The sequence below is a fragment of the Mycobacterium sp. E3247 genome, from assembly GCF_001667785.1.
In the GTDB taxonomy this organism is placed as follows: domain Bacteria; phylum Actinomycetota; class Actinomycetes; order Mycobacteriales; family Mycobacteriaceae; genus Mycobacterium.
Genome location: NZ_LZJG01000158.1, coordinates 21112 through 43128, shown reverse-complemented (window position 1 = coordinate 43128; position 22017 = coordinate 21112). Strand labels below are relative to the sequence as shown.

The following is a 22017-nucleotide window of genomic DNA, read 5'->3' as shown; positions in this document are numbered from 1 at the left end:
TCTACGCGCTGACTCGCGGGCTGACGGAGCGGGCGGCCAGTCTGGGCCCGGAGGCGTACGCGGCCACGGTCGCCTCCGCGAAGGACTTGGTCAGGGGGACGCTTTTCGTGCGCGCGGCCGGTGTACGGCGATGAGCCTGCTCACCGCGTTGCGGCTGAACATGACCAACATCGCCGACCCCACGGCGCGCCAGGCCGCCCGTTACCAGGCGGCGCTGGACATGGCCGAATTCGCCGATCAGCGTGGGCTCACCGCCGTCAGCGCGGAAGAACATCACCTGGCCGCCACGAGTTGGCTTCCGTCACCGCTGATTTTGGCGGCCGCCATCGCCGGGCGGACGCGCACCGTGCGCATCAGCATCAACGCGCTGATCATCCCGCTCTATGAACCGATTCGGTTGGCCGAGGACATCGCCGTACTGGACAACATCAGCCAGGGCCGGTTCAGTTTCGTGGCCGGCATGGGTTACCGACCGGAGGAATATCGCGCCGCCGGCAAGGACTGGGCGCGACGGGCCGAGTTGATGGACCGCTGCTTGACGGTTTTGCTCAAGGCGTGGAGCGATGAGCCCTTCGATCATGACGGGCTGCTGATCGACGTCACACCGAAGCCGCACACCCGTCCCCATCCGGTGTTCTTTGTCGGCGGCATGAGTGCCGCGGCGGCCCGGCGCGCGGCACGCTTCGGGCTTCCGTTCTCGCCACCGATGGCGATGCCCGAAGTGGAAGCGGTCTATGAGCGGGAGCTGCGCGACCGCGGCACGACGGGTTTCGTCTATCACCCCGAGAGCGGAAACAGGGTGACGCTGTTGCACGCCGACCCCGACGAAGCCTGGTCTTGTTACGGCGCTTTCATCATGAACGAGGCCGCCGAGTACAGCGGCTGGAAGCGCCCGGGGGTTCCGCGGCCCAACGAGGCCGGCGCCACCTCGATCGAGGACCTGCGCCGGCTCAACCATGTCGAGATCCTCACCCCCGCCCAGCTGGTCGATCAAATCCGCGCCGGGAGAAGGGAGGTCGTGATGAACCCCCTCATGGGTGGCCTACCGATCGACGCCGGATGGGCAAGCCTGCACTTGTTGACGGATGACGTTCTTCCCCACGTGTGATGTTCACTGCCGCAAGCGAATCGCCCAGTGTCCATAGTGCGACCCCGATCAGCACCAAGTCCTTGAGCAGGAATTGACCGGGTTTGGCCGAGAGCACGGGAAGGCCCGCGGAATGGGTGACGACCACCCCGGGCGTGGTGAACAAGAAACTCAGCGTCCCCAAGAAGAGCACCACCGCCAGCGCGCTGCCGGCCGCCGACGCGCGCGGCCATACCGGCCGCAACGCAATCAGCAGCGCCGCAACGATTTCCATCGTGCCCAGCCCTCGCGCGACCGTGGTGGCGCTGACCACGTCGTACATCCAGCTCATCAGCGGGCTGTGTTCGATGAGCACGCGGGCTTCCATTTTCACGTACTTGCCGAAGCCGATCCATGCCAACACGACGACCAGGCCGTAGCGGCTGATGAGCTGCCCGCACCGGGTCAGCCGTTGCGCCAACGGTTTTGAACTTGGTCCGGTTTCGGTCACGTACTGAGCACGAGCTCGCGCGGCCCGGAGTTCACTCGAGGCTGTTCAGGGCGTCGATGATGTCGGCGACCTCGGTGCGGGTGGTGTAGTCGGGATGGACGTCGATCCACCGGATCGTCCCGGCACGGTCGACGATCGTCACGGTCGGCATCGGCAGCCCGGACGTCCCGTCGGCATTGGCTTCCCGGAGCTCGAGGCCCAGTCCGCGCTGCGCGGCCTGGGCGTCTTCCGACGGTGCGGTGAGTACGCCCAGCGCCGCCGCGACCTGATTGCCTGGGTCGGACAGCACGGTGAAGCTCAACGCGTTCGTCTGCTGCGACGACAATGAGCCGTCTGGTTTTTGCGGGCTGATGGCCACCAGGGCGACATCGCGCTGCGCCAGCAGCGGCACCAAATGCTCCTGGTAGGCGCGCAGGGTCAGATTGCAGTAGGGGCACCATGCGCCGCGGTAGAACACCACCACCGCACTGCGCCCACCGACGCTCTCGGCCAGGGTGGTGGGTTCGCCGCGCACGTCGAGGAGCTGCCCGTCAGGCATCGGGGTGCCGGTCGCGGCGACGCCGGACGGCACGCCACCGTCCCGCAGCCGCGCCTGCTCGGCACCGAAGGTGTCAGCGATGTCCTGGGGCAGCCGGCCTGCCATCTCCTGCTGGAATCGCGCGACCCGCTCGGCGATGGTCGAATGTTGGGTGTCGGCGGTACTGGTCATGAGGTCCTCATCCCTGGCATGTGTGCCGGCTTGGCGCACAACGACTTCCGGCACCGGCTCGTGACATTTGCGACCAGCATGCGGAATGCAAAATGGAGTGTCAACTCCAAAACGGGTAGATTGCGGTGGTCGCTCCGCAGAAAGGGGGCTCCATGGCGCCGGTCCCGTACGACAAATTGACCACGAAGGGCCGCGCGACCCGCGCGCGGATCGTGGCCGCCGCTTCGGAGTTGATGCTGCGGCGCGGTGTCGCGCGCACGACCATCGAGGACATCCAGGAAGCCGCGTCCATCAGCACCTCGCAGATGTACCACTACTTCGCCGACAAGAGCGACCTGGTGGCCGCCGTCATCGACTTTCAGACCGACCGCGTCCTCGGCGTGCAGCACCTGGGTCTCGACCGCATTGACAGCATCGAGGACCTGTCCCGCTGGCGCGACATCATGGTGAACCTGGTGCGGAGCCTGGGGTGCGCCGGCGGCTGCCCGATCGGCTCGATGGCCAACGAGCTGTCCGAGGCGGATCCCGTCGCACGTGCCCAGCTCGCCCGGTCATTCGCCCAGTGGGAGAACATGATTCACGACGGACTGGCCGCAATCTCTGCGCGCGGCGAGCTGGCCGAGGGAACGGACATCGAGCGCGTCGCATTGGCCATGCTCGCCGGCATTCAGGGTGGGTTGCTCCTCAGCCAGGTGCGTCGCGACACCGCGCCTCTGGAAGCTGCGGTAGACACGATGATCGAACACCTGAGGCGCCTGGGCATGCGGTGAGGCTCATGCCCTTATCCGGCGTAACGATCCCGCAACCGGGCCAGCGTCGCCTCGATACCCGCGGCGTTCGCCTTCGTCGCGCCGATCAGGGTGTAGTAGTTCAGCGCGTTCTTGATCGCACCGGCGTCGCGATAGTCGAACGTCTCGGTGACCCGTGTCCGGGTCGGTGACAGCGACTCGAATTCCCACCGCCAGCGGTGGCCCACTGGGTGACGCCATTCGACCAATTCGTCCGGTTTCAGAGCGGTCACCGTGCTGGTTATGCGGTACGGCAGGCCGTACATCCTCATCTTGGTCGAAAACGTCGAGCCGACAGTCAGTTTCGCGGGCGCCTTGATGTTGTCACGCACCGTCCCCGAACCGTCGAGTTCGCTGTGCCGCCGGGGATCGACTGCCATCGCGTACAGCTCGGCGGCCGGAGCTGCCACTTCGACCGACCGGCTCACCTGCCGCGGTCCCGCGTCGACAACGGTGACGTCCACGATGCGTCCCTCCGGTGAGCTGGTAAAGCGAACTCGACGCTACGCTTCGCCGGGGTCATCAGAAAGGACGTCAACAACCGATGAGCCAGTCTTTGCCGGGAAAGGTGGCGCTGATCACCGGCGCCGCGCGAGGGCAGGGCCGGGCGCATGCCGTACGCCTGGCCGCCGAGGGCGCCGACATTATCGCGGTCGACATCGCCGGGCCGTTGCCGCCGAGCGTCCCCTACGATTCGCCCACCCCCGACGATCTGGCCGAGACGGCGCGGCTGGTCCGCGCCGAGGGCAAACGGGTGATCACCGCGCCCGTCGACGTCCGCGATCTGGACGCCCTCAAAGACGCCGTCGATCGGGCGGTCGGCGAACTGGGCCGCCTCGACATCATCGTGGCCAACGCCGGAATCTGCAGTCCCGCACCCTGGGACCAGATCACGGCTGAGGCGTTTCGCGACACCATCGACACCAATGTGATCGGCACCTGGAACACGGTGATGGCCGGCGCCCCCCACATCATCGACGGCGGTCGCGGCGGATCGATCATCCTGATCGGTTCGGCGGCCGGCATCAACATGCAGTCGTTCATGATCCACTACACGGCCAGCAAGCATGCCGTCGTCGGGATGGCGCGAGCGTTCGCCGCCGAGCTGGGCCGGCACAACATCCGCGTCAACAGCCTCAACCCCGGCGCGGTCGCGACGCCAATGGGTACCGGTCGCATGCGCGAGGCGCTGCAGGCGGCCGCCGACACCTACCCGCATCTGCGCGCGCTGCACAAGCCGCTGCTGCCCGAGGGAATCGCGCAGCCCGAGGACATCGCCGACGCCGTCGCCTGGCTGGCCTCCGACCAGTCCCGGTTGGTCACGGCCACCCAGCTGTCCGTCGACATCGGGGTGGGCTACGTCTGATCCCGGTCCGGACCCATCCCGGCCGCGCCTTCGACACCGTCGACCAGGCACAATGGTGGAGTCCTCGTCGCCTCGGCCGGGTCCGGGTCTTTCCTGACGCCCGTTTGCCCCGGCGGCTCCGCGGGGGAATACCGCGGGGCGATGCGCGCGTTGCGGCGAGGCATACCCCACCCGGGTACGAGGAAGGAAGACCATGGTCACGAGCGAATACCGCGTGGACGGGATGAGCTGCGCCCATTGCGAGGCGGCGGTCAAGGGCGAGGTCGGTCGTCTCCCGGGCGTGGAGCGCGTGGACGTCAGCGCCGACACCGGCAGGCTGGTGATCACGAGTTCTCTTCCCATCGACGCGGCGGCGGTCCTCGGCGCGGTCGACGAGGCGGGCTACGAGGCCGTCTTGGTGGCATGAGCGCGGCGCCGGTGACCCATATCGAGCTGGAGATCGCGGGAATGACGTGCGCGTCGTGCGCCGCCCGGATCGAGAAGAAGCTGAACAGGCTCGACGGTGTCGCCGCGACTGTCAACTACGCCACCGAAAAGGCCGCGCTCACCGTCCCGTCGGGATATGACCCGCAGGTGCTGATCACCGCCGTCGAACAAGCCGGATACACCGCCGCACTGCCGCAACCGCGGGAGGAACCCGCCCCCGGCGAATCCGTGGACCCCAGCTCCCTTCGCACCCGCCTGATCATCGTGGGCGTGCTCGCGGGCCCGGTCATCGCCATGGCGATGATTCCCGGCCTGCAATTCCGCTATTGGCAGTGGGCGTCGCTGGTTCTGGCCGCACCGGTCGTCGTGTGGGGCGGTCGTCCCTTCCACGCCGCCGCCTGGGCCAATCTTCGGCACGGCGCCGCCACCATGGACACCCTCGTCTCGATCGGCACGCTGTCGGCGTTCCTCTGGTCGCTGTATGCGCTGTTCCTGGGCACGGCGGGAGAGCCGGGCATGCGCGACGGCTTCGAGCTCACCGCCCGGACCGCCGACGGAACCGGCAACATCTACCTGGAAGTCGCCGCGGGCGTGACCCTGTTCGTCCTGGCCGGCCGGTACTTCGAGCAGCGCTCCAAGCGGACGGCGGGCGCCGCGCTGCGCGCCCTGCTCGAGCTCGGGGCCAAGGACGTGGCGGTGCTGCGCGACCGCGCCGAGACCCGGATCCCCGTGGACCGCCTCGCGGTCGGGGACGAGTTCGTGGTCCGGCCGGGGGAGAAGGTCGCCACCGACGGAATCGTGATCTCGGGTTCCTCGGCGGTGGACGCCTCGATGCTCACCGGCGAATCCGTCCCCGTCGAGGTCGGCCCGGGCGACGCCGTCACGGGCGCCACCGTCAACGCCGGCGGCCGCCTCGTCGTGCGGGCCACCCGGGTCGGCGACGACACCCAGCTCGCCCACATGGCCAAGCTGGTCGAGGAGGCGCAGTCGGGGAAGGCCGAGGTGCAGCGGCTGGCCGACCACATCTCCGGCGTGTTCGTCCCGGTGGTCATCGGCATCGCCCTCGTGACCCTCGGCGCCTGGCTCGCGCTGGGCCCCTCGCCCGCAGCGGCCCTGACCGCAGCCGTCGCGGTGCTCATCATCGCCTGTCCCTGCGCGCTGGGCCTGGCCACCCCGACCGCCCTGCTCGTCGGTACGGGCCGCGCGGCTCAGCTCGGCGTGCTGATCAAAGCGCCCGAGGTGCTGGAGTCCACCCGCCTGGTCGACACCGTCGTGCTCGACAAGACCGGCACCGTCACCACCGGCAAGATGACGCTGGTCGAGGTGATCAGCGGGCCGGGAACCGACCGCGAGACGCTCCTTCGCTACGCCGGGGCGCTCGAGGACGCCTCCGAACATCCCATCGCGCAGGCCATCGCCCGGGCGGCCAGAGCCGAGCTGCGCGCCCTGCCCGCACCCGAAAATTTCGCCAGCCTGGAGGGCAGCGGTGTGCGGGGCGTCGTCGACGGCCACAGCGTCGTGGTCGGCCGCGCCGGCCTGCTGACCGAGCGGGGCGAGCCCCTGGACGCCGCACTGTCTGCGGGCAAGGCGCGGGCCGAGGCGGAGGGCAAGACCGCGGTCGCCGTCGGCTGGGACGGCCGCGCCCGAGGTGTCCTGGTCGTCGCGGACACGGTCAAACCCACGAGCGCCGAAGCGGTCCGGCAGTTCAAGCGGCTTGGCCTCACGCCGATCCTGCTGACCGGTGACAACGGGACCGTCGCGAACCGCATCGCCGGCCAGCTCGGCATCGGAGAGGTCATCTCTGAGACGATGCCCGCCGACAAGGTCGCCGCCGTCAAGCGGCTGCAGTCCGAGGGCAAGGTCGTGGCCATGGTCGGCGACGGCGTCAACGACGCCGCGGCGCTGGCGGCCGCAGACCTCGGGGTGGCCATGGGCACCGGCACCGACGTCGCGATCCAGGCCGCCGACCTCACCGTCGCGCGCGGCGACCTGCGCGCCGCCGTGGACGCCATCCGGTTGTCCCGGCGGACGCTGGCCACCATCAAGGCCAACCTGTTCTGGGCCTTCGGCTACAACGTCGCCGCCATCCCGCTCGCCGCGCTCGGCCTGCTGAATCCGATGCTGGCGGGCGCGGCGATGGCCTTTTCCAGCGCTTTCGTCGTCGCCAACAGCCTGCGGCTGCGCTCGTTCACCAGCGTGACGAACGCCTAGAAGGCCGCGCCCACACGCCGCGACGGCGGCCGGGTGGGTGGGGCCGGTGTGGGATAGTTGTCCTCGACCCACCGCGTTCGAAATGACCACGGGTCCGCCCCCGCGCAGCGACTCAGCAAAGGCAACGACCGTTGGACCAATTCTTCGGACGACTGTCCTTGCTGCATGGCTGGTTCCCGCCGGCCGTGCAGGCATTGACGTTGCTGCTGCTGATCATCGCGATCCAGTGGCGTGCGCGGACCTGGCTCAAGCGGGTGCTGCCTGCGGCCCTGGTCGCGGCCGTCGCGGTGACCGCGCTCGCGTATTGGTACATCACGTCGCTCGGCGTGGCCGGCGACCCGGCGCCGACGGCGCTGTGGGTCTGGATCGCGCTGACCGGCCTGGCCGCCGCGGTGGTGTTGGTGGGCTGGCCGGGTGCACGCTGGTGGCGCCGGGCACTGGCGGCGCTGTCCATACCCCTGTGCGTGTTGTGTGCGGGGCTCGCCCTGAACGGGTGGGTTGGCTACTTCCCCACCGCATTGGCCGCGTGGAATCAGCTGACCTCTGGGCCGTTGCCCAACGAGGTCGACCGGCTGCGGGTCACCGAGATGCAGGTCGCCGGCACCAGGCCCAGCAAGGGCGTGGTGGTGCCGGTCAACATCGACGACAACGCCTCGCACTTCCCCCACCGTCGGGAACTGGTCTACCTGCCACCCGCGTGGTTCAACAGCAATCCGCCGCCTCGGCTGCCGGCGGTCATGATGATCAGCTCCGCCTTCAACACCCCCGGCGACTGGCTGGGTCCCGGCGGGGCCTTCACCGCGATCGACAACTTCGCCGCCGCGCACCACGGGTTTTCCCCGGTCCTGGTGTTCGTCGATCCCACCGGTTCGTTCGACAACGACACCGAGTGCGTCAACGGCAGCCGAGGCAGCGCCGCCGACCACCTGACCAAGGACATCGTGCCGTTCATCGTGTCGAACTTCGGCGTCAGCGCCGACCGCGCCAACTGGGCCGTCGCGGGATGGTCGATGGGCGGGACCTGCGCGGTTGACCTGGCCGTCATGCACCCGGAGCTGTTCAGCGCGTTCGTCGACATCGCCGGTGACCGCAGCCCCAATGTCGGCCCCAGGGATCAGACGATCGCCAAGTTGTTCGGCGGCGACCACGCCGCCTGGGCCGCGTTCGACCCGCTTACCGTGATCGCGCGGCATGGTCGCTACACCGGGCTGTCGGGCTGGTTCGACGTCCCGGGGTCGTCGGAGCCGCGCGACGTGGCCGAGGAAGCCAACAGCACCGGAGGCGCTCCCGCCACCGACCCGGCTGCCAACCCGGAAGGTCAGGACGCCGCCGCCAACGCGCTGTGCGCCGCCGCCAGCGCCAACGGCATCGCCTGCGCGGTGGTCAGTCAGCCGGGAAAGCACGACTGGCCGTTCGCCGCGCAGGCGTTCACCGCGGCGCTGCCGTGGCTGGCCTCGACGCTGGGCACGCCGGACGCCGAACCGGTGCTGCTGCCGCCCTACCGTGGCGAATCACGTTAGTTAACAAAATTCACAGCTGACCCACCCGTAACGCCTCCGACATATTCACCCTGCTAGTGGTACGGTTCGCTGCTGATGGCTGCGATGTTCCGCATGACGGGCGACCCCTCCGCGGGTCGGCTCGGTGCCCACCGCGCCGCGGTCCACGTCGAGCCCGTCCCGCCCCGCGCCCCGAGATGAACCGCCGTCAATTCCTGGGTTCGCTCGCCGCGTCGGTCGTCGCCGGCGTGGGCGCCGCCCGCCTGGTGGTCGACCCGCAGCCGCGGACGTTCGCCCAAGTACCGCCGGCTTCGGTCGCGGTATCCGGTCCCGCCGCCCCGACGGCCCTGTTACCGCCTCCACCGCCCGACGCCCGCATCCCGCTGCCCGGCGGCGGCGCGTTGATGAAGATCCCCGGCGAGGGCGATCTGCTGGCACTGACGGTAGACGACGGCGTCAACAGCGAGGTGGTGCGCGCGTACACCCAGTTCGCCAAGGACACCGGGGTGCGGTTGACCTACTTCGTCAACGGCACCTACGACTCCTGGACCGAGAACAAGGAGATGCTGCGGCCCCTGGTCGACAGCGGGCAGATCCAGCTCGGCAACCACACGTGGTCTCACCCCGACCTGACGACGCTCCCGAAAGACCAAATCGCCCAACAGCTCTCCCGCAACGACGAATTCCTCAAGAAGACGTACGGGATCGGCGCGAAGCCGTACTGGCGGCCGCCCTACGCGAAGCGCAACGCCGCCGTCGACGCCGTCGCGGCCGATCTCGGCTACACGGTGCCGACGTTATGGTCGGGATCGCTGTCGGATTCGACGTTGATCACCGAGGACTACATCGTGCAGATGGCCGACCAGTACTTCACCCCGCAGGCCATCGTCATCGGGCACCTCAACCACCTGCCCGTCACACACGTCTATCCCCAACTCGTCGACTTCATCCGCGAGCGCAACCTGCGCACCGTCACGCTCAACGACGTGTTCTTGAAGACGCCGTAAGGTCGGGGGATACCGGCGAGGCGCTCATCAAGCGTGGCATGAAGGTGCCCCCCGATCGCGCTCTTGCGCGCAGATCGGCGACCGATCGCCAGGAGCTGAGAAAGGCCGCGGCGGCTCTGCACCTGGCCGAGGTCTGGGAGGGCGCGTGGATGCGCCCCGATAACCTTGATCCACAACGGTTTCCGATATTCACGGCCGTCAGGTACCGGCAGTGCACGCGCTTTCACGGCCCCGCCACGGGCATCATGACCGACAGGGTGCGATGGCTGTTTTCCCTCGACGAGTGGGCCGACGAGCCAGGGCCTGTCGATCGCCGTGGTCCGCCACCTTCCCGGGTAACTCAGCTGCAAGCACCGAACAGCGTCTTACGTCGAGAATCGCTTGCCTCAGCGCACGTTGAAGCCCAACGTGCGGTTCACTCGGCCCCTACGATGGTTCTTATGGTTAGTGCAGCCGACATGCCCAGCGACAGTGACCTTCCCGACGTCCCCAACGACAGCGACCTACCCGACGTCCCCAACGACGACGACCTACCCGACGTCCCCAACGACAGCGACCTACCCGACGTCCCCAGCGATGGGTGAGTCCCTCCCGTCGCTGCGCCGTCGTTAGCGGATCTCAACGGCGCTGTGCGGTATGGCGACGCTTTGATGTCACCGACCCGCTCGACGGATGAGCCAAGGCCGCACCTGGATCCCGGAGGGATGACCGCGGAGGTGAAACCAATCAACTCCCCAACGGGCACAGTCAGTTCACAAACGTTGGCATCAATGCGATACGTCGGCGCACCGCCTCAGACTCATCACGGCAAGTTACCGATCTGCGAGCAAGCGCCTCAACGCCCAGCTGCGCACTGACGTGGGGTCAACGATTGAGATTGACGACGAACTCTTGCACTCTGTATGGATAGTCGCCCGGGCACCACTGACTCACCAAAATGAGCGCCTGGTCCAGGGTAGAGCCGGGAACGATGTAGCCGCCGTAGTTGTTCGGAATTGAGATCGGGTCCGCAACGACCGTCATGGGTGTGTCCCGCGCCAATACCTGCGTCACATCGTCAGCCACCCGAACTTCGGTACACCCTGTCCTCGCGTTAAACCCGGACAGCACGAACTTTTCTTCGATGATGCGCAGGCTTAACTCGCCGAATATGTCGCCGCTCAGGGGTTCCGGGTCGACATCCCACTGCCATATGCCGTCTTTCTTACCCCAGGCCCACCACATGTTCCGGTCCTCGAAGTGCTCCGCATGGCAGTGGTAGAGGCGCACGGTGTGGTCACGCGCGAACCCGTCGGCGACGATGTACACCCAACCGTCGGGCGCTTGGCACCCGCTGATCTGGGTTTGATTGCCGCCCTCCCAGCCGGCATCCCTCAAGGACCCGGGAACAGTCGGCCAGTATCCCCTGTTTGGGTCGATTCGTACCAGACGCGAATCAATCGGAATGAGATCGTCCACTGTCCTCGTTATCAAGGCGTAGTCGATGCCGAACACCTGGACCGTACCGGCCGGCAGCTGACTGCCTCCTGGCGGCCAACCTTCGGCGTAGAGGCTGCACCAGCCAAAAGAATGGTCGAATTCGACTTTGCCCCCAAGTGTGCCCGGCTTGACATGCAGGCCCAGCGATGGGCTCCAATCTCCCTCCCTACAACGGTTTCCCGTGAACGTATCGCCCGCCAGAGCAACCTGGCCACCGGGTGATATCTCGCAGAGGTCGGTGGCCCCCGCGCCGAGCCAGCCGGTAGGTCCGTCGGACCCGGCGACTATCCCCAGATTGATCTTGTCACCTCGTACCGGCTGTGGCAGCTCGGGCAACGCCCTCGCGGCGAGAGCCGCCCTGGCCTTGATAGGCGGTGCGAGGGGCGCCGTTGACCGCCGGGGTGCCAAGTTTGACTTCGGTACTGGTGGTTGGCGCTTGGCCGCGCGTTGCCCTGTCGCGCTCTTCGATCCGTTGCCGGTGTGCCGCGCTGGTGGTGGGTGTTTGGCCGCAGCTCGCTCGGTGGTGCTCTTCGATCCGTCGCCGGTGTGTCGTGCTGATGCGACCTTCTTGGCTGTCTTTTCCGCCATGATGGTCCCTCCCTAGATCTGTCACTCAAATGGCATGCGTCAATCGAAGAACCACAACTGCAGGGAGGGCTAGAGCCTTATGTCACCGCTGCTCGGTGGAAGCCGGTTCGAAGGCACATCCGGCTACCCGTCGTCGAGAAGTGAGTAAATCTCCCGAATCTGCTGTGTGCCGCAGGCGGGTAAACCTACTCAAAACGTCCAGCTTTTGTCTGGGCCTACGACGAAGCCGTGCCGTTGCGCAGTCGTGTCGCCGTGGTTCTGCCGAAAGTCTCTGATCAGCATGCACGCGACGACAACGCCTTGCACACCGCAGGTGATCTGATCGCCGCCCATCAGATATCCCCCCGCACCCAAGATCACCTTCTCGCTCGATGCCAAGGGCTTCCCGTTCAGCTGGTCGGCGCCGGGCGAGGAGTTCTGGTCGAAGTACGCCTGATAGTCCCCCGCGTAGACATGATTTGCTGGGTGATCGAGGCCTGGCATCTCTCCAAAGCAGGCCGCTGCCGTACTTCCACGGTTGCTCCACATCGCGCACTGCAAGCCCATAGGGCTGGTAAACGTTGCAAGGGGATAGAGGCGCGACACATCGTGGTCCCGGGACACGTCAGTGAACCCATCCAAGTCGGGAAAGCCCGGCGGTGGCGGAGACACAGCCGCAGTCTGCAGGGACGTGGGAGCTCCGGGTTGGACCGACGTGGACGTACTACGTGCCGGCTCCGACGTCTTCGCCGGAGCCATTACCGGTGCTGAACTTCCAGTGGGCTTGACCACGAGACGCACGACGACCACGACGATGGTGACCACGACTGCCGCGACAGCCAGGACGAGCATGACCCGCCGCCAGCTAACGGTATGTGCCCTCACGGCCCCTCCGAAACAAATGACCGATTGCAGAAGCCTACGTCAGGGCGAGCACCTGAACGGCGCCGGCGACTTCGGGCCTCGTCGAAATCGCTTCCGCTGGTCCGGGCCACCGCGAAATCGTCGCGGTCTCGGGACCACCGCGGTGGTTTTGCGGAATTCAAAGCAGGTGTCACGCGGTATGTCGAGCGATCCCCGCTCTCCGCATCCAGAGCGTTGACGCAACTCCTCGGTGCTGCGGCTGCGCTTATCCTGCAAAGATGCGCGACTTCTTGTTGGCCGCCTTTCCCTCTAATTGCGGATGCTGATTGTATCCGTTTTCCGCGAGAAGATAATTGAGTCTCGTAACCAACTGTTGGAGAGTGATGTCGTAATCAGCCTCCCGAATAGTCTCCAGCGCGTAATAGGACATTGCACCGTGGTATGCCCCGTTGATCAGTGCATCATTCGAATATTCTTTGTCGGTGCAGCCGCTCAGCAAGACGTCCTTCATTGACGATTCTGGGTACTTTGTCCGTGCCTTCGGCGTTGCCTTCCATGGGTTTTGCAAGACCGCCCTGCCCATCAGCGCCGGACTCAGAAACCTCACGCGGCGGTCATCGGGTGTGGTCAAACCGGGAATTATCTCGGACACCGCAGCGCGCGTGACCGTGCCGGAAAAGCAAGAATCCGAAATTACCGTCAGGCGCACGCCTTCCGCCAGCTTGGCAAACAGTTCGCGCAGCTCATCATCGACAATGAGATTGTCTGGGATGTCATATGGGCATAGAGCCTCGTCATACTTTTCCTCGTCACCGCTGGTGTCTGCGACATACGTCCCGTGTGACGCATTGGTGAATACCAACACGTCTCCCGGCTTCGCCTTCGTCACCATGGTTTCGAGGTGCGCCATGATATTGGCCTTGGTAGCGTCGGCGTCGAGCAGCAGCTTGACATCGTCTTGAGCGAAACCGTAATGCTCAACGAGCAAACTCGCCCAGCCTTTGGCATCGTTCACACATCCATTCAAATCACTACCTTCGTAGGGGTAATCGTTGATCCCTACGCAGAGAGCTTTCTTCACCATCCGGATCCTCTCCTCTCGATGCGTCAACCAGCGGTCATGAGTTTTTCGATTGCTCTCCGATCACGGACCCCCACTACGGCGAACACCGGCTGCCCGGAGTGCAATCTCGTCAGGCAGTCGATATCCTTTCGTGCCTTGTCGGAAGCCACCGGAGCAGCGCCGAACCGGTCTTTTGTTGCCCGAAATATGCGCAATGCCAGACATGTTCGTCCTTCGCAAACGACACTGTTCGTTCGCGAGGGATCGGGAAGCCGAGCGCGGTGCCCGCGTCATACACCCCGCCGGCGGGTACAACGATGTCGTTTGGGGCTAAGCCGAACACGAGGTCGGCGATGCCGTCTGGCACACGCACGAGCTTGAGCAGGCCACCAACGGGCTCGAAGTCTGCATCGATGGCATAGCCGGCGAAGGGGGGAAAAGGCTTTGCGCCGAGCGCGCTTAACCAACCACTCGCCGGGTCCATTGCGTGCAAACCGGGAAGAGACCCAATTCCGTTGCAACCGATAATTTTCACGATAGTAAGAACACCGTCCAAGATGTCGGCCACCACCGACAGCGGGCCGTCGGGCGCAAGGTTGAGCAAGGTCGAGAGCCTGTCGACGAACTGGCTGTGCCGTTCGACGTTGGCCAGCGCGGTACCCGCATTTGGCACCCCAACATGCACAATCTTGTTGACATGCAATGGGAATGAACCGTCATTTCCTGCACAGGCGATTGTGCGGGCCACCAAGCCGCCACGGCTGTGCGCGATAATGTCGACATCGAAACGCATGCCGGGCGGAATCAGACCCGCCAACGCGTCCACATTCGCCAGCGGGTCCACCGATAGGGTTGGGTGGTCGTAGGCGAAGAGCCGGCCGCCGTAGCGGTAGTTGAGCTGACCCCAGACACCGCTGTCCAGGGCACCGAAGCCGCCCTGGCTGGTGCTGCACGTGCCGTGAATGAACAGCAGCGCGGGACCGCTCGCAAGCCGATCCCAGGACTGCGCCTCCACCGGGGTGACCGTCGCGCAATCATCGGGACCGCTGAACAACCGTAGAGCAGCTTTGCGATGCGATTCTTCCCAGCTCTTGGCGAGATGCTCGGCCAACGCCTGTGCCCCGGCCGCCATTAGCGGAAAAACCAGCACCGACAAAAGCTTCTTCCCAATCATGTACACCAGGCCACGCTGTTCACCGGTCGCTGCGGTCGGGCCCGTGGTGACGGTATCGGCCGGTACCTCGAACTGTACGGTTCCAGGCACCGCGCTTGTCTGTGCGAAATGCCAAGTGATAATGCCCTGCTCGTCGGCGAGCATCGCCACTTGAGGCTGCTCGGGGCCGATGTCGGGCACTTCGATACTCAACAATGGCCGCTCGTCGGGCCCGCGGCGAACAGGCGCCGCGGGGCCTATCACGGGTTGTGCGTTGATCTCGAGTGAGTGCATCGTGGTGAACTGCTGCCGCTCGAGGGCAGAGCTCAGTGCAGCGGTGGCGCGTTCCTCACCGGCGCGGGTGCCCAGCAACCTCGGCTCCAGCAGTTCCACGGTGCCCACAAGCCCCGGAGCCTGGACAAAAATCCCCGGGCCTAGTGCGATGCGGTCGGTGCTGCCGTTGAGATCGCTCATCGGGTAGTCCGCTGGAACCGAAGACCCGGGTTGCCGTAGAACACGTAGGCAAGCGCGGTCGCCGACTGCGAGTCCGGGGTGAAGCGCCGACGGATCTCGCGCATCGCTTCACCCACCGTTTGGCCGTCGACAAACGTGCGGCGGTAGAAGTCCACTGCGATTTCGCGAGCCTCGACATCGTCGACTTTCCACAGCGGTGCGATGAAGCCGCGCGCCCCCTCAGCAAGGAAAGCGCCAACCAGTCCGCCCAGATCGGACATCGTTTCACCGCCGACGCCCGCCTCACACGCGTTGAGAAACACGAAAGGCTGTTCCTGCTCTACGAGACGGAATCCGCGGATCTCGAAGGGATTCAACCGGTTTCCATTCGCCAGGACCAAGCCGGTGAATTGCGGGTTGTTGACGTCGGTCTGGCCATGTCCGGCGAAATGGATCACCGTCGGATGAAACGGTGCATCGCCGCGCTGCAAAGCGCACTGCATCAGGGCCGTCACGTCCGTGTCGGAGACCTCCAACCGCAGAGCGGCGTAGGCCGCGGCGATGTCGTCACCCTCTTTCACGGCCATGGGCAGCTGAGCGACCCCCGGAGTGCCGTGGTAGTTGCCCACGATGACGGCCATCTCATCGGCCTCGATGACCGGCGCGGGCGGGGACGCGGGCAGTGAACCGGTTGCCTGGTAACTGGTGGGCGGGGTCCACCGGCTCACCTCCCATAGCTGACCCAGGGTGGCGCCCTCACAGTCGGGCAGCAGGCTATCGGGTTCACGCAGGCGCCGCCGGTCGACCCACGCGAGCTCCCACGGGACCCAATGTTCGGTGGTCGTGAATTGCAGCCGGGGCGGTTCGTTAGCGGCGCGCGCACGCTTCCATACCTCTTCGAATATCGGCCAGAATTCAGGCGTGATCGCATCGGCGATTTGGTCCCCGGCGCCATGCATCGTGGCTTCCAGGGACGGCCCCGGGGGAGTGCTAGGCACCTGCCTCATCAGTTGCACCGCGAACGACTGAGCCGAGTCGTTTCCCAGGGTGGTGGTCACCGCGTCGGGGCGCCCAATATCGGCGTAGGGGCAGTGGAATAGCCATTTCAGTTCTGGGTGACCCTGATTGCTGAAGATGTCCACCGTGAGATGTGGACCTTGCTGACCCGGCGCAGAACTGACAACTCCGCTGCCGCCGATCAACGCCGGCGTATCGGTCTCTTCGACCAAACCGGGCATCACCCGCACCTGCGCCCAGGTTCGGCCCACAACGGCTCCTTCGAATTCGTAACTCACCTCGAGGAAGCGTGGCGCGGCTTCCTTTATCGGGTCGGCCTGCACTGTGAACGTGACGCGCCGACTCTTCAGATCTTCTCGGTCGACGACGAGAGTTTGCTGTATGCCATCGGGGAAAGTGAAGCCGAACCCGGTGACTTGGATGACGAATTCGGGTTGCGTACCGGCGAGGACGATGACCGGAGTCGGTGGACCGTACACCGCCATCGACGGGGACGGTTCCTCCGAGAATCCAACCTTGAGGGCGAACCTCTGTCCCCCGCCGACCTGGCCGGGCGCGGTGACGTCAGGGTAGGCGCGGAAGAGGCTGGGCACTGATGGCGACCCGGTGGCACCGTGTTCTGTCGGCTGCGCCGATGAATCAGACTCGATCCCAACGGAATCCAGTCCTCGTACTTTAATATGGCCACGGGTGATCAGGGGGCCCGGTTCTTTCGCCGGTTCAGGAGCAAATGCCGGACCTCCCGTAGGGATCCCGCCGCGAGTCACCGGCGGCGCGTAACCCGGAGGCGGCCGCTGCTCGTTGGCTGGAGGCCAAGCCGCAGCCACATCTTCCCACCCACCATCCGGGAGGTCCCCGTCAGCGTTACCGTCAACCATGATTCCGATGACCTGGCGGCCCTCCAGCGCCACGCTGCCCGGCGGCACTGCACGGCTCAACTGACCCGCCCGCGCCGGTTGGTAGCGGCGGCTCAAATCGATCGCCGTTGCCACATCGCCAGCCGCGGTGGCATGCGATAGACGCTCGCGTAAGTCCCCCGCGCTCAGCAAGTAGTAAAGGACGTCGCCGTCGTACTCTCGTACGAGGACCACGCTGGCATGAATAGCGGCGTGCTTAAGCTGCTGAAGGCCCTGGCGCACGGTACTCGACGCGCTTATGACGATCGCCGGCGCGCAGTGCATAGATCCCCCTGGTGGTTCTCCCTCGATGAATCTGCCCACTTGAAGAGGACCATTCGCCGGCTGGACTGTATAGAGACTATGGTCCCGACCTCTCCGGCCTTGTGGAAAACGTTGCCCGGGTCGTATTCCCCCTTGATCTCAGTGAGCCAGCGCCGCGGGCCACACGGCCGATCTCGGCTACACGGTGCCGACGATATGGTCGGGATCGCTGTCGGATTCGACGTTGATCACCGAGGACTACATCGTGCAGATGGCCGACCAGTACTTCACCCCGCAGGCCATCGTCATCGGGCACCTCAACCACCTGCCCGTCACGCACGTCTATCCCCAACTCGTCGACTTCATCCGCGAGCGCAACCTGCGCACCGTCACGCTCAACGACGTGTTCTTGAAGACGCCGTAGCACATTGGCGTCGCGAAAACCGGAGAGCGACTACGGGACCCGGCATTCGGTTACCGCTTCCGGTGTGATGACCACGTACGCCGGACTGGACTGGGTGTAATACCGCATCCGCCGCGCCCACAGCCGCATATGACCCAACTCGTCCACCGCGAACCGCGGTTGCAAGTAGTAGCGCCAGGCGATTCGGGCTAGCACCGCCGGCGGCGGCACGCCCCGCACGGCCCTGGCCCGTCCCCGCACCAGCAGCCGCGCGGCGCTTGACCCGCCCTCGCCGCCCAGCAGCACGGCGACCTGCGGGCACGCTTGCACATTGCGCACCGTCCAGGACGACGCAGAGGTGGTGGCATACCAGCGGCCACCGTGCGCGACGAACCACAACGGAACCGCGAATGGTGTGCCCTTGGGCGAGCGGGTGGCCAGCAGCATGACCCACGAATTGCGCACGGCCGCCTCAACATTCGGAGACCGGGTGGGGCGAACAGCGTCGTGCCCGTCGGCCACCGAAGCGGATGCCCGCGCGGGAGCCGGCGGTGTCGGCGGTGTCGGCACCTCACGAAGCGAGCCGTAGTCCCAGGCAACGACCCGCGTGGGCACGACCCGATAGGTGCGATCTCCGATGGCCTCGGCCGTCCCCCGGACGGCCAACGAACGCAGCCGGAACCACTGTGGACCGTCGTCGGCGACCACGACGACATTGCGATCGGCAAGCTCCGGACCGCCGTCCGGGATTCGGACGATGCGCGGCGACAACGCGGGATCGGCAGGCTCGTCCAGCCTGACGGTGGCCGGCAGTACGACGATCTCGTCGTCCACGGTGGCGGCCAACGCCGCCCGCGGCGGACACAGCGCCAGGTCCGCCACCGCGCTCGCATCGACGTCTCGAGTGATCACGAAGTGCCCTCCCGACAACAGCGCCTCAGACGCACAGTATGCGCGCCACCGGGCGGCACGACGCTGACGCGGGCGTGGCCGTCGATAGTCAGAACTGACTATCGACCCGTCCCGATCGCCGCGGCTACCTTGAGACCATGGCGCAGTGGGTGCCGCCCCCGCTCCCGGCCGAATTGATCGCTCGTCGCCGGGGTCCGCTCGTGGGTCGCGACGCGGAACTCGCGGTGTTCGAACAGGCCTGGGAGCGGGTCGAGCGGGGCAATCGCCAGGCGATCTTCGTCGGGGGCGAGCCCGGGGCCGGTAAGACGCGCCTGGCAGCGGAGGTGGCCGGAACGCTGCACGACCACGGCGTCGCGGTGCTGGTGGGTAGTTCGACCGCCGACGAGGATCTGCCCTACGCGCCGTTCGCCGAAGCGCTCGATCGGCTGCTGATCGCCGGTCCGCCGGGCGCCATGGCCGAAGCGCTCGGCGACGCGGCGCCGCAGCTGCGGCGGCTGTCGTCGCACGTGGTTCGGCATTTGCCCGCCGCAGGCCCGGCCCCGGACGCCGGTTCGCAGCGGCACGCCCTCTTCGACGCGTTGACCGGCTTCCTGCGGCGGCTGGCAGTCGATCGACCGATCGCGCTCATCCTCGACGACCTGCACTGGGCGCAGCTTCCCACGCTCGCGCTGCTCGAGCACGTGCTGGTCGGGTGCGCCGATGTGCGCGCGCTGGTGGTGGTCACGTTCCGCACGACCGAGCCCGACCGGTCCGCCGATCTGGCCACCCGGCTGGCCGAACTGCACCGATTCGACGGGGTGCGGCGGCTGGACCTGGCGGGCCTGGACACGGAGGCGATCGCCGAGTTCGTGGCGCGCACACAGCAACTCGCCCCCGCGTCGGCGCGCACGGCCGCCGCCCTGCTGCGCGAGAGGACCGGCGGCAATCCGTTCTTCCTGACCGAACTCGTCAACGAGCTCGAAATCCGCGGCGGCCTCGCCACGTTGGGCACGCAGCACACCGTCCCCGCGTCGATCGGCGACGCCATCGCCCGCCGCCTCGCCGGACTGGGCACAGGCGTGCGTGCGGTCATCGAGCAGGCGGCGGTGCTGGGCCAGACGTTCGACCTGCCGGCGTTGATCTCGACGTGCGGGCCGGAGCCCGCCGGAACGCTGGCGGCTGTCGATTCGGCCGAGGCCGTGGGGTTGGTGCGCGCCGTTCACGACTCCGACGGCGAGTTCGCCTTCGTGCACGCGCTGACCCGGGAAGCGGTGCTCGGCGGGATGGCCGCATCGCGGCTGCGGGTCATGCACGCGCGCGCCGCAGAGGCCCTCGAGGGCCGCGGCGACCCGGCGCTCGTTCCGCGCCTGGCCAACCACTACCTGCGCGCGCACGTGCTGGGCTACCACGAGCAGGCGTTGCGGTACGCGCGTCAGGCGGCCCGGATGGCCGAGCAGAGCCTGGCCTATGAGGACGCGGCCAAGTGGTTCGAGCGGGCAGCGTCGCTTCCCGAGCTCAACCTGGCCGAGCGGGCCAGGCTGCAGCTCGACGCGGCCGCCAACCACGTGCGCGGCGGCTCGTTCGCGCGGGCACGGGCCATCTACGAGCGCATCGGCGCGACCGACGACCCGCTCATGCGCCTGGAGGCGGCCGTCGGCTACGAAGATGCCAATTGGCGCCCGGGCCAATCGACTTCGAAGGCCGCCGACTTGTTGGCGTCGGCTCTGGAGTCGTGCGGGCTGCGCGCGGAGGACCCGCGCTATGTGCAGGCGCTCGGCAGCTTCGGCCGGGCGTTGGCCTTCGCCGGCGAGGCGCCGCGGGCGCGCGAGGTCGGCGCCGACGCCATCGAGCGCGCGCGGGCCGGCGGCGACCCGGCGGTCCTGCTGCACACGCTGAAAACCAGCCTGTGGCAGGGCCTCACCCCGGAGATGAGTGAGATTCAGGCCGAGCGCGCGGCCGAGGTATCCCGCATGGCGCTATCGCGCCGCGACTACGAGTCATTGGGCGCGGCATCGCATTTCCACGCCCAGGTCAGCTACCTGGCCGGCCGGCCTGAAGGCCTCGCCGCCGCGACCGCCGACATGCGGCGAGCGGCACAAAGCTGCGGTCAACCCGCCTTCGGCTTCGTCGGCGCGTGCATCGAGCAGGCGCTGGCCTACCTGCGCGGCGACTTCCCCGGCGCCGAACGATGGGCCGACATCGCCTTGCGCACAGGCGATTTGTTCGGCGCCGACGACACCGAGGGTTCCAACGGGGTCCAGATGTTCATGATCCGCCGCGAGACCGGCGATTTGAAGAGGTTCGGCGGGTTCATCGACGGCAGCGAGACGTTTGCCGGCCGCTGGGTGCCCGGGCTGCTCGCCCTGTACACCGAGCTGCAGTGCGAGCGCGGCATGACCCGCGCGCTCGACCAACTGCTCAACCGCAACCTGGGCGAGCGCCTCGAGGATGCGCAGTGGCCGATGGAGCTCGCGTTCATGGTCGAGGCTGCGCTGCGGCTTACCCGCCTCGACGCGGTCCGCACGCTGCGCCCGTTCGCCGGGCGGTACGCCGGAAAGAACCTGGTGGCCGGGCAGTTCGTCGCGCTGTTCGGCAGCGCGGACCGGTACCTGGCCCGCATGGCGGCGCTCTGCGGGGACCACGCGGCGGCCGACCGTCACTTCGCCGTGGCGATCGAGATGGACCGGCGGATGGGTTCGGTGGTCCACATCAGCGAGACGCTGGCCCGGCACGCGTTGTTCGCCGCGTCATGCGGACACGCCGACGATGCCCGGAGCCTGGCCGGGGAGGCGCGCGCCATCGCCGGTGCGATCGGCCAGACCCGGGTCGTCGACCTGGCGGATTCGGTGCTCACCGCGCCTCCCGTGGGGCCCGACGGTCTGACGGAACGGGAGGTCGAGGTGCTACGGCTGCTGGCTGAGGGGTTGAGCAACCGCGCGATCGGCGAGCGCCTTTTCATCAGCACCAACACTGCGGCCAACCATGTGCGCAACATCCTGATCAAGACGGGGGCGGCCAACCGGACACAGGCAGCGATGTACGCCGCAGATCACGAACTCCTGGGGTAGCGCCGCGTCAGATGTCGGACAGGGCCCCGTCCGGCATCATGCGGTCTTTCACTTCGACGACGGCGTCGGCGGGCAGACCCGCGCGGGCGGCCGCGGACCTGATGGCCTCCGGCGACGGCGCCTCGTAGAGGCAGTACGTCTTCCGCTTGTCCGCCGACAGGAACGAATACATCCAGCGAACGCCCTCCAGGTCGTTGATCCGGTTGATACCGTCGGCAACCTCGAGGCTCGGTTCCAAGTCCTCGGCGAAGTTGCGCTCGACCATGAAGATGGGCACGGCGGACTCCTGTCACTGTCTTGGGTCAGCCTAAGCCGT

At 66.8% G+C, this 22017-nt stretch carries 19 protein-coding genes and 1 pseudogene; 10 read left to right on the top strand and 10 right to left on the bottom strand.

Going from position 1 to position 22017, the window contains the following annotated elements:
* Positions 1 to 130 precede the first annotated feature (130 nt).
* The gene (locus A9X04_RS08715; protein ID WP_067919383.1) at positions 131 to 1108 is read left to right on the top strand and encodes an LLM class flavin-dependent oxidoreductase; all 978 of its coding nucleotides are present in this window, start codon (positions 131 to 133) and stop codon (positions 1106 to 1108) included.
* On the opposite strand, the gene A9X04_RS08710 is transcribed toward A9X04_RS08715, so the two are convergent.
* Both A9X04_RS08710 and A9X04_RS08705 read right to left on the bottom strand, forming a co-directional pair.
* Complete coding sequence (locus A9X04_RS08710; protein WP_067919382.1) at positions 1032 to 1547, bottom strand: YkgB family protein; 516 nt, start codon at positions 1545 to 1547, stop codon at positions 1032 to 1034. The genes A9X04_RS08715 and A9X04_RS08710 overlap by 77 nt on opposite strands.
* Before the next feature lie 61 nt (positions 1548 to 1608).
* Positions 1609 to 2286: a peroxiredoxin-like family protein gene (locus A9X04_RS08705; protein WP_067919379.1), complete on the bottom strand. Its 678-nt coding sequence runs from the start codon at positions 2284 to 2286 to the stop codon at positions 1609 to 1611.
* A 152-nt stretch (positions 2287 to 2438) separates the two neighbouring features.
* Here A9X04_RS08705 and A9X04_RS08700 point away from each other — a divergent pair, with 152 nt between their 5' ends.
* Positions 2439 to 3056 carry a TetR/AcrR family transcriptional regulator gene (locus A9X04_RS08700; RefSeq protein ID WP_067919377.1) on the top strand — a complete coding sequence of 206 codons (618 nt, stop codon included), beginning with the start codon at positions 2439 to 2441 and terminating at the stop codon, positions 3054 to 3056.
* An 11-nt stretch (positions 3057 to 3067) separates the two neighbouring features.
* Here A9X04_RS08700 and A9X04_RS08695 read toward each other — a convergent pair whose 3' ends face one another.
* Positions 3068 to 3538, bottom strand: coding sequence for an SRPBCC family protein (locus tag A9X04_RS08695; protein WP_067919375.1), 471 nt, complete (start codon positions 3536 to 3538; stop codon positions 3068 to 3070).
* A gap of 80 nt (positions 3539 to 3618) precedes the next feature.
* Between A9X04_RS08695 and A9X04_RS08690 the strand changes: the two genes are divergently transcribed.
* From A9X04_RS08690 to A9X04_RS30310, 6 genes are all read left to right on the top strand, one after another.
* Positions 3619 to 4440: a mycofactocin-coupled SDR family oxidoreductase gene (locus tag A9X04_RS08690; RefSeq protein ID WP_067919373.1), complete on the top strand. Its 822-nt coding sequence runs from the start codon at positions 3619 to 3621 to the stop codon at positions 4438 to 4440.
* 193 nt (positions 4441 to 4633) lie between these two features.
* The gene (locus tag A9X04_RS08685; protein ID WP_067919370.1) at positions 4634 to 4846 is read left to right on the top strand and encodes a heavy-metal-associated domain-containing protein; all 213 of its coding nucleotides are present in this window, start codon (positions 4634 to 4636) and stop codon (positions 4844 to 4846) included.
* Positions 4843 to 7077: a cation-translocating P-type ATPase gene (locus tag A9X04_RS08680; protein ID WP_067919368.1), complete on the top strand. Its 2235-nt coding sequence runs from the start codon at positions 4843 to 4845 to the stop codon at positions 7075 to 7077. Before A9X04_RS08685 ends, A9X04_RS08680 begins: the two co-directional genes overlap by 4 nt.
* A 131-nt stretch (positions 7078 to 7208) precedes the next feature.
* On the top strand, positions 7209 to 8597 hold the full coding sequence (locus A9X04_RS08675; protein ID WP_067919366.1) for an alpha/beta hydrolase family protein: 1389 nt from the start codon (positions 7209 to 7211) through the stop codon (positions 8595 to 8597).
* A gap of 176 nt (positions 8598 to 8773) precedes the next feature.
* The gene (locus A9X04_RS08670; protein ID WP_067919364.1) at positions 8774 to 9583 is read left to right on the top strand and encodes a polysaccharide deacetylase family protein; all 810 of its coding nucleotides are present in this window, start codon (positions 8774 to 8776) and stop codon (positions 9581 to 9583) included.
* 440 nt (positions 9584 to 10023) lie between these two features.
* A complete protein-coding gene (locus tag A9X04_RS30310) occupies positions 10024 to 10167 on the top strand; it encodes a hypothetical protein (protein ID WP_156764276.1) in 144 nt (47 codons plus the stop codon).
* A gap of 280 nt (positions 10168 to 10447) precedes the next feature.
* On the opposite strand, the gene A9X04_RS08665 is transcribed toward A9X04_RS30310, so the two are convergent.
* The 5 genes from A9X04_RS08665 to A9X04_RS08645 form a co-directional block, all read right to left on the bottom strand.
* A complete protein-coding gene (locus A9X04_RS08665) occupies positions 10448 to 11650 on the bottom strand; it encodes a DUF4185 domain-containing protein (protein ID WP_082974884.1) in 1203 nt (400 codons plus the stop codon).
* A gap of 189 nt (positions 11651 to 11839) precedes the next feature.
* Positions 11840 to 12133, bottom strand: coding sequence for a hypothetical protein (locus tag A9X04_RS30305; protein WP_068055699.1), 294 nt, complete (start codon positions 12131 to 12133; stop codon positions 11840 to 11842).
* A gap of 625 nt (positions 12134 to 12758) precedes the next feature.
* Positions 12759 to 13574: a caspase family protein gene (locus A9X04_RS08655; protein WP_231985682.1), complete on the bottom strand. Its 816-nt coding sequence runs from the start codon at positions 13572 to 13574 to the stop codon at positions 12759 to 12761.
* Between the two features lie 112 nt (positions 13575 to 13686).
* Complete coding sequence (locus A9X04_RS08650; protein ID WP_067919359.1) at positions 13687 to 15183, bottom strand: hypothetical protein; 1497 nt, start codon at positions 15181 to 15183, stop codon at positions 13687 to 13689.
* On the bottom strand, positions 15180 to 17360 hold the full coding sequence (locus tag A9X04_RS08645; protein WP_082974883.1) for a CHAT domain-containing protein: 2181 nt from the start codon (positions 17358 to 17360) through the stop codon (positions 15180 to 15182). The genes A9X04_RS08650 and A9X04_RS08645 overlap by 4 nt, the downstream gene beginning before the upstream one ends.
* A 166-nt stretch (positions 17361 to 17526) precedes the next feature.
* Between A9X04_RS08645 and A9X04_RS08640 the strand changes: the two are divergent.
* Positions 17527 to 17763 (top strand): annotated as a pseudogene (locus tag A9X04_RS08640) (polysaccharide deacetylase family protein); the annotation flags it as partial.
* 30 nt (positions 17764 to 17793) lie between these two features.
* On the opposite strand, the gene A9X04_RS29550 reads toward A9X04_RS08640, so the two are convergent.
* Positions 17794 to 18654, bottom strand: coding sequence for a pyridoxamine 5'-phosphate oxidase family protein (locus tag A9X04_RS29550; RefSeq protein ID WP_156764275.1), 861 nt, complete (start codon positions 18652 to 18654; stop codon positions 17794 to 17796).
* Positions 18655 to 18791: 137 nt separating this feature from the next.
* On the opposite strand from A9X04_RS29550, the gene A9X04_RS32050 reads away from it, so the two are divergent.
* Positions 18792 to 21701, top strand: coding sequence for an AAA family ATPase (locus A9X04_RS32050; RefSeq protein ID WP_067919352.1), 2910 nt, complete (start codon positions 18792 to 18794; stop codon positions 21699 to 21701).
* Positions 21702 to 21708: 7 nt separating this feature from the next.
* Here the strand turns inward: A9X04_RS32050 and A9X04_RS08625 are convergent, their stop codons facing one another.
* Complete coding sequence (locus tag A9X04_RS08625) at positions 21709 to 21978, bottom strand: DUF4242 domain-containing protein (protein WP_067919349.1); 270 nt, start codon at positions 21976 to 21978, stop codon at positions 21709 to 21711.
* Positions 21979 to 22017: the final 39 nt, after the last annotated feature.

Excerpts from the sequence above, each read along its gene's own strand:
- A9X04_RS08645 (WP_082974883.1), bottom strand. The coding sequence starts at position 17,360 with ATGCACTGCGCGCCGGCGATCGTCATAAGCGCGTCGAGTACCGTGCGC.
- A9X04_RS08690 (WP_067919373.1), top strand. The coding sequence starts at position 3,619 with ATGAGCCAGTCTTTGCCGGGAAAGGTGGCGCTGATCACCGGCGCCGCG.
- A9X04_RS08670 (WP_067919364.1), top strand. The coding sequence starts at position 8,774 with ATGAACCGCCGTCAATTCCTGGGTTCGCTCGCCGCGTCGGTCGTCGCC.
- A9X04_RS08715 (WP_067919383.1), top strand. The coding sequence starts at position 131 with ATGAGCCTGCTCACCGCGTTGCGGCTGAACATGACCAACATCGCCGAC.
- A9X04_RS30305 (WP_068055699.1), bottom strand. The coding sequence starts at position 12,133 with ATGCCAGGCCTCGATCACCCAGCAAATCATGTCTACGCGGGGGACTAT.
- A9X04_RS08685 (WP_067919370.1), top strand. The coding sequence starts at position 4,634 with ATGGTCACGAGCGAATACCGCGTGGACGGGATGAGCTGCGCCCATTGC.
- A9X04_RS08650 (WP_067919359.1), bottom strand. The coding sequence starts at position 15,183 with ATGAGCGATCTCAACGGCAGCACCGACCGCATCGCACTAGGCCCGGGG.
- A9X04_RS32050 (WP_067919352.1), top strand. The coding sequence starts at position 18,792 with ATGGCGCAGTGGGTGCCGCCCCCGCTCCCGGCCGAATTGATCGCTCGT.
- A9X04_RS30310 (WP_156764276.1), top strand. The coding sequence starts at position 10,024 with ATGGTTAGTGCAGCCGACATGCCCAGCGACAGTGACCTTCCCGACGTC.
- A9X04_RS08700 (WP_067919377.1), top strand. The coding sequence starts at position 2,439 with ATGGCGCCGGTCCCGTACGACAAATTGACCACGAAGGGCCGCGCGACC.
- A9X04_RS08705 (WP_067919379.1), bottom strand. The coding sequence starts at position 2,286 with ATGACCAGTACCGCCGACACCCAACATTCGACCATCGCCGAGCGGGTC.
- A9X04_RS08665 (WP_082974884.1), bottom strand. The coding sequence starts at position 11,650 with ATGGCGGAAAAGACAGCCAAGAAGGTCGCATCAGCACGACACACCGGC.
- A9X04_RS08680 (WP_067919368.1), top strand. The coding sequence starts at position 4,843 with ATGAGCGCGGCGCCGGTGACCCATATCGAGCTGGAGATCGCGGGAATG.